We start from the raw sequence: 6,958 nt of genomic DNA on the forward strand, positions 1-6,958 counted from the left end.
GGCCCGGTTTCCTGGTCCGGTTTGGCAACCTGTTCTGTAAGCGGGGCAGTGGCCGGGCGGGGCTGGTCGGGGCCGGGCTGGGTTTTGGAGGCGTGGCGCTGCTGATCGGCCCCGGGCTGACACAGGGGGCCGGGCAGGAGGCACTGTTCGGCTATGTCCTAGCCCTGTCGGGCGCCATGTTATGGGCGCTGTATTCCAATTTGCGCCGGCTGGACCGCCAGGACGCAATCGTTTCGCTGACGCTGATCTGTGGCGTTTCGGCCGTCTTGAGCGCCGGTGTTGAACTGGCGGGCGGCAGTGGCTTTCCGACGCTGGATGCGGGGCAATGGGGCATCATCCTGTTGCTGGCAGTTGGGCCGGCGGGCGGTGCGTTTTTTCTGTGGGACAAAGGCATGAAGGCCGGCAACGCGCCATTGCTATCGGTGCTGGGTTATGGCGCGCCGGTCATTTCCTCAGCGTTGATGGTTGGGTTTGGTTATGCGGAGCTGTCGCTGATGATCTTTGTTTCGACCGGGCTGATCGCGGCGGGAGGTCTGGTGACCGGGCTCCGCACCGCCGCGTTGCCCGTCAGGGCAGTACAACCATGCCCGGGTTCACCAGGTCGGCCGGATCAGACACCTGATTGATGCGCAACATTCCCGCCCAATGGACGGGGGGGCCAAACGCGCGTGCGGGCCCGGGTTAATTCTCAGGCTGAGCTCATAAATAGCGAACAATAGTCCGCACAATGCCCGTGACGGCGTCCCGTTGGCGTTTTGACTTTTGGCTAGCAGAACGTCGAAAAAGAAGAACGTCGCAATTTGGTTGCGGAACAAGATAAAGCCGGAACCGTTGTGCCCGGCGGCGACAATCAGAAACATGATCAAAAGACTCGGAAACTTTGAACGTTCCCAGGCCAGCAGCACAATGCTGGCGTCTGAGGGCATGACCATGATCCTGGTCATCCATGAGATGAGCTTTGCCCGCGATGTGTCTGACAGGGTTGCCTTTTTCCACCAGGGGGTGATGGAAGAAGTCGGGCCGGCGAAAGAGGTGATGACCTCGCCCAAAAGCGCACATCTGCAGAAGTTCCTGTCCAACGTGCGCTGAGGCGTGTTTTTGTGAAAGGGTAAAGGGCGGCCATCTGGCTGCCCTATTTGCATGAATTGTTATGGCAGGCGCGGATAAACGCGCCGCGCGGTTCGCGACACCCAGGAAAGTTGCACCGGTCAGGACCCACTATTCCCATGGGGATGGCGTGTTTTTGGGGGCTCATGACCGTGGGAATGAAACGCGAATCTTGCGGCAGCATTAAATGCTGCGCTATCGGGCCAGTGCGATGTTTTGTGCTGAAACCACATGAAAATCACCGGATACCGCCGCCGCCCGCAGGTTAGAATGAGGCAATTCAATTATCAGGAGCGCCAGCTATGACTTCGAATTCACTGGTTGAAAAAGACCGCGCCCACTATATCCATCCGGTGGTTTCCATGCGGGCGCATGAGGCCCGGGGCGTGACGATCATGCAGTCGGCCAAAGGCTGTTTCATCACTGACAGTGAGGGCCATACACTGCTTGACGGGTTTGCCGGGCTTTGGTGTGTAAACGCGGGTTATGGCCAGGAAAGCGTGGTGGAAGCTGCAGCGGAACAAATGCGGCGTTTGCCTTATGCCACGGGCTATTTTCACTATGGCAGCGAGCCGGCGATTGAGCTGGCGACAAAGCTGGCCGAACTGGCACCAGGGGATCTGAACCGCGCCTTTTTCACCCTTGGGGGCTCGGATGCCGTCGACACTGTGATCCGCATGGTGCGTTATTATAACAATGCGCGCGGCCTGGCGGAGAAGAAGCATTTTATTGCGCTGGAAAAAGGCTATCACGGCTCCTCCTCCAACGGGGCTGGGCTGACTGCCATTCCGGTGTTCCACGACAAGTTCGATCTGCCGATGCAGTGGCAGCATCATATTCCGTCGCCCTATCCCTATCGCAATGCCGCCGGCCATGCTTCGGGCGATGACGCCGCCATTATCGCCGCCTCGGTGCAGGATCTGCAGGGTAAGGTCGCCGAGATCGGGGCCGATAAGGTGGCCGCGTTTATCTGTGAGCCGGTGCAGGGATCTGGTGGTGTCATTGTCTACCCCAAAGGGTTTTTAAGCGCGATGCAGCAGGCCTGTCGCGATCTGGGCATTCTGTTCATTGTTGATGAGGTCATTACCGGCTTTGGCCGCACCGGACCAATGTTTGCCTGTGAGCACGAGGGACTGGAGCCTGATTTGCTGACCGTCGCCAAAGGTCTGACATCCGGCTATGCGCCGATGGGCGCGGTGCTGGTCTCAGACAAACTCTATGACGTGATCGCCGATGCAGCACCCGAGGGCGTGCCCTTTGGCCATGGCTTTACCTATTCCGGCCATCCGGTCAGTGCTGCAGTCGCTTTGGCGGTGCTCAAACTCTATACTGAGGGCGGTATGATTGAGAACGCCAAACGGGTCGGCGCCTATTTTGAAGAGCGGTTGCAGAGCCTGGCGGATCACCCGCTTGTGGGTGACATCCGGGCACAGGGCCTGCTGGCAGGTATTGAACTGGTGACCGACAAGGTGACCAGGAGCAAACCGACAAAAGAGATGAATGTCAGTGCACGTCTCGCAAAAGCCGGATATGAAAATGGTGTTATATTCCGGGCCTTTGCAGATGATGTGATCGGACTGGCGCCGCCTATCTGTATAACCGAGGCCGAAGTGGATCTGTTGATTGACCGGCTGCGGAAATCCCTGGACACTGTGTTGGATATCAAAGGTGAAACCAATGAAACTGAGTGATTACAAAGCCCTGACGTTTGACTGTTACGGAACCCTGATTGACTGGGAAAGTGGCATGGTGGCCGGTCTGAAACCGCTGATCGACAAGGTGGGCAGTGAGACAGGCCGCGAGTTGAGCCGTGACGAGATCCTGGAAGCGCATGCGCGTCATGAATCCTCGCAGCAACTACAGACACCAGCGATGCGCTACTATGATCTGCTGCCGATCGTTTACAAACGTCTGGCCGAAGAATGGGGCGTCAGCTTTACCCATCAGGAAGCGGTGAACTATGGGCAGTCGGTGAAACACTGGCCGGCGTTCCCGGATTCAATTGAAGCGCTGAAGTATCTGAAACAGCACTTTAAACTGGTGATCCTGAGCAATGTGGACAACGAGAGTTTTACCGGGTCAAACGCCCGTCTGGATGTCGAGTTTGATGCGATTTATACCGCTGAGGACTGTGGATCGTACAAACCGGCGGATCGCAACTTTGACTATATGCTCGACAAGCTGAAATCGATTGGCATTGAGAAGGGCGACATTCTGCACACGGCGGAAAGCATGTTCCACGATCATGCGCCGGCGAACCGGTATGGTCTGGCGAACTGCTGGATCTATCGTCGCCATGACAAAGAAGGTTTTGGCGCCACGATGCATCCGGGGGAATTGCCAAAATACGATTTCCGCTTTACCAGCATGATCGAAATGGCCAAGGCCCATCAGGCAGAGCTTGAGGGCTGAACAGCGCAAAGGGCCAGAAGCAGGAGCAAGGGGCAGGGGATGAACGGTTTACCAAAACTGGACCGGATCGATATTAATATCCTGTCCCAGCTGCAGCGAAACGGCAAGTTGAGCAATGTTGATCTGGCAGCGGCTGTGGGTCTGTCACCCAGCCCCTGTCTGCAACGGGTGAAACGGCTTGAAAAGGCCGGTTACATCGAAAGCTACCGGGCGCTGATCAACCTGCGCAAGCTGTCGGACCATGTCATCGTTTTCACCGAGGTCACGCTTGCCGACCACCGGCGCAATGATTTTGTGAAATTTGAGATCGAAATCCGCAAAAATCCCCATGTGACCGAGTGTCACCTGGTGAGCGGCGGGTATGATTACCTGTTGAAGTTCGTGGCGAGGAGCGTGCCGCAATATCAGGAAATCATGGAGAATATTCTGGACCGCAATATCGGGGTCGACAAGTATTTCAGCTATATCGTGATCAAGTCTGTGATCGCTCATGGCGAAATCCCGATCAGCGATATCCTGTCGGACGGTTAGGGGCTGTTGACGCCTGGCCTGGCAATATGAAATCGCCAGGCCAAAGCATTTTCTCAGATGTCGCGCACTGACGCGCCGGCATAATCCGGTTTTTCCAGACCGTCGTGGTGACTGGCGATTGTGCTCAGCTTGTCCGCCAGCGCAGCACCGGTCGGGCAGGCGCGGCCAGCCTTTGTATCTACGTGCAGCAGCATCTGTTCGGCGGTGGCGAGGCAGGCGTCCTGAGGCCCGCCCCAGATTTCGTGCACAATGCGGATGCGTTTTTCGTCATGCCCCAGCAGGCGGGTTTCCACCCTAAGGTCTTCGCCGGCGGAAACTTCCAGAAGGTGGCGGATATGGGTTTCCACCGTGTAGACCGAATGGCCGGTGGCAAGATAGCTGTCATCCATGCCGATAAAACCCAGAAACGCGTCGGTGGCATCGCCAAAGACCTGGAGATAGCGGAACTCGGTCATATGGCCGTTGTAGTCGACCCAGTCGCCCAGGACGCGCGCTTTGTGCAGCGTCAGCGCCTTTCTCAGGTCGACTTCAGCAGCACCGTTTTGAACCCGGGCACGTTCATACATGCGTTGATCCATTTCGGCCACGACCTTGCCGGCGCCCCAGTTGTTGGCTTTCAGAGCCATCAGGATGCCGACCAGGTTGTCATCGCGGATGCGTTCCAGTTCGCGGATGCTGTGATGGCCGGACTGGGCGTCTGACTGGCTGGAAATGGTGTCGACCAACTCCTCAGTAAGCTCGGGCACATCCATCAGTTTGGTCCAGGGCCATTTCAGCGCCGGGCCGAACTGGTTGATGAAATGTTTCATGCCGGCTTCGCCGCCCGCAACGCGGTAGGTTTCAAACAGGCCCATCTGCGCCCAGCGGAGGCCAAAGCCGTAGGTGATGCAATCGTCCAGCTCCTGGGTGGAACAGATGCCGTCTTTGATCAGCCACAGACCTTCGCGCCACACTGCTTCCAGCAGGCGGTCGGCGATATGGGCGTCGATTTCTTTGCGCACACGCAGCGGTTTCATGCCCATCTCAGAGAGGAAAGCCATGGCGCGGGCGACAGTTTGCTCAGAGTTGACCGCGGTCGGCACGATCTCGACCACGGGCAGCAGGTAGACCGGGTTGAACGGGTGGGCGACAAAGACCTGGCCCGCGTTGGCAAGCCCGTCCTGCAGCTCAGAGGGTTTAAAGCCGGAGGTAGAGGAGCCGATCAGCGCGTCCGCTTTGCAGAACCGGGCGAGTTCGCGGTAGACTTTCTGTTTCAGATCAAGCCGTTCCGGCACGCTTTCCTGAATGTAATCCGCATCGCGCACCGCCTCTTCCAATGTGGCGCAGAAGGTGAGCCGGCCAGTGTTGCCCTGAGGTGCCAGCAGCATCTTGCCATAGGCGCGTTGTGCGTTGGCCAGCACTTCACCCACGATGCGCTCGGCTTCGGGATGCGGGTCATAGACGTTGACATCGATGCCGTTGAGCAGAAAGCGGGCGATCCAGCCGCCGCCGATGACGCCGCCGCCAATGGCGGCTGCTGTGGTTACGTTATGCGTCATATCGACCTCATTCAGGGCAGGGTTTTGCGCCGGGCCGGGTGTGACTGAGGTGTCAGCCCGGTTGGCATATCTTTGGGGGAGCGGCCCGTTGAGGGTTCAGACGGGCCGCGTGATTGCCGGTCTTACCAGCGCTTTTGCAATTTCAGCTTTTCGCGCACCTGGGCCGGGGTCATCACGTTCACACCCATATTGCTCAGGAGGGTGGCGGAGCGTTCGACCAGATCGCCGTTGGAGGCCAGAACGCCTCTTTCCAGCCAGATATTGTCTTCAAGTCCGACCCGTACATTGCCGCCGGCCAGCGCGGCCTGGGCCACGTAGGGCAGCTGCATGCGGCCGATGGTGAACATGGAATAATGCCAGTCCGCGGGCATGTTGTTGATCATCGCCATCAGCGAGTTGGGGTCATTGGGGGCACCATAAGGGATGCCCATGCAGAGCTGTACCAGCACCGGATCGTCAATCAGACCCTCATCCACCAGCGTCTTGGCCAGCCAGAGATGGCCGGTGTCAAACACTTCGATCTCGGGGCGCACGCCGGCGGCCTGAATACGGCGGGCCATCGCGCGCAGCATGCCGGGTGTATTGGTCATCACGTAATCGGCTTCAGCAAAGTTCATGGTGCCGCAATCGAGTGTGCAGATTTCCGGCAGAAGTTCTTCCACATGGCAGAGACGTTCCGTGGCGCCGACCATATCGGTGCCCTCGGGATTGAGCGGCAGCGGGTTTTCAGGGTCGCCCAGCACGATGTCGCCCCCCATGCCCGCGGTCAGGTTCAGCACCACATCAACACCGCTGTCGCGCACCCGGGCGACCACTTCGCGATACAGCGCCGGATCACGCGAGGGCGCACCGGTTTCGGGGTCGCGCACATGGCAATGGGCAATGGCGGCGCCGGCACGGGCGCTTTCAACGCAGGCATCGGCGATCTGTTGCGGTGTCACCGGCACTTTGTCCGATTTCAAGTGGCTGGCGCCGGATCCGGTCACGGCGGCGGTGATAAAGACATCCCAGTTCACGAAGATTCTCCTGTTCGGTTTCCCCTACTGTGGCGGCAAAACCTGTTTGTAGTTTTGCGTATTTCGCCATAGATTTTGCGTATGACGCCAACTTCCCTCACCAAGACCGCCTTCCTGCTGTTTGACGGCTTTTCCAATATGGTTCTGGCCAGCGCGATGGAGCCGTTGCGGGCAGCCAGTGATCTGGCCCCGTCCCACGGGCTGCGCTGGCAGGTGGTGACACTGGACGGGGCGCCGGTGCAAAGCTCGTCCGGGCTGGCCATTGCGCCGGATGTGGCGCTGGCGGATCTGGCTGAGTGCGATGTTCTGTTTGTGATTGCCGGCTATGGGGTGCGCCGCCATGCGGGGGCGGAC

General features: G+C 58.6%; 7 protein-coding genes and 1 pseudogene. 6 read left to right on the forward strand and 2 right to left on the reverse strand.

Translation table 11 applies throughout. From position 1 onward, the window contains the following. The 5 genes and pseudogenes from DWA01_RS04815 to DWA01_RS04835 form a co-directional block, all read left to right on the forward strand. Positions 1–626: DMT family transporter (locus tag DWA01_RS04815; RefSeq protein ID WP_160115960.1), on the forward strand; the 626-nt coding region annotated here is incomplete at its 5' end. A gap of 280 nt (positions 627–906) precedes the next feature. Next, positions 907–1,089 (forward strand): annotated as a pseudogene (glnQ, locus tag DWA01_RS04820) (glutamine ABC transporter ATP-binding protein GlnQ); the annotation flags it as partial. A gap of 320 nt (positions 1,090–1,409) precedes the next feature. Beyond that, a complete protein-coding gene (locus DWA01_RS04825) occupies positions 1,410–2,798 on the forward strand; it encodes an aminotransferase class III-fold pyridoxal phosphate-dependent enzyme (protein WP_114284652.1) in 1,389 nt (462 codons plus the stop codon). Next, positions 2,785–3,519, forward strand: a complete 735-nt coding sequence (locus DWA01_RS04830) for a haloacid dehalogenase type II (RefSeq protein WP_114284654.1) — start codon at positions 2,785–2,787, stop codon at positions 3,517–3,519. Before DWA01_RS04825 ends, DWA01_RS04830 begins: the two co-directional genes overlap by 14 nt. A 39-nt stretch (positions 3,520–3,558) precedes the next feature. Beyond that, positions 3,559–4,050: an Lrp/AsnC family transcriptional regulator gene (locus DWA01_RS04835; protein WP_114284655.1), complete on the forward strand. Its 492-nt coding sequence runs from the start codon at positions 3,559–3,561 to the stop codon at positions 4,048–4,050. 53 nt (positions 4,051–4,103) lie between these two features. Here the strand turns inward: DWA01_RS04835 and DWA01_RS04840 are convergent, their stop codons facing one another. Further along, positions 4,104–5,588: a carnitine 3-dehydrogenase gene (locus DWA01_RS04840; protein ID WP_114284657.1), complete on the reverse strand. Its 1,485-nt coding sequence runs from the start codon at positions 5,586–5,588 to the stop codon at positions 4,104–4,106. A 122-nt stretch (positions 5,589–5,710) separates the two neighbouring features. Next, entirely contained in the window at positions 5,711–6,604 is an 894-nt protein-coding gene (locus DWA01_RS04845) for a beta-keto acid cleavage family enzyme (protein WP_114284659.1), read from the reverse strand. Positions 6,605–6,685: 81 nt separating this feature from the next. Here DWA01_RS04845 and DWA01_RS23060 point away from each other — a divergent pair. Beyond that, positions 6,686–6,958, forward strand: a 273-nt coding sequence (locus DWA01_RS23060) for a type 1 glutamine amidotransferase family protein (protein WP_235008421.1), incomplete at its 3' end; no start/stop codon positions are given.

This window comes from Candidatus Halocynthiibacter alkanivorans, assembly GCF_003333265.1.
Classification (GTDB): Bacteria; Pseudomonadota; Alphaproteobacteria; order Rhodobacterales; family Rhodobacteraceae; genus Halocyntiibacter_A; species Halocyntiibacter_A alkanivorans.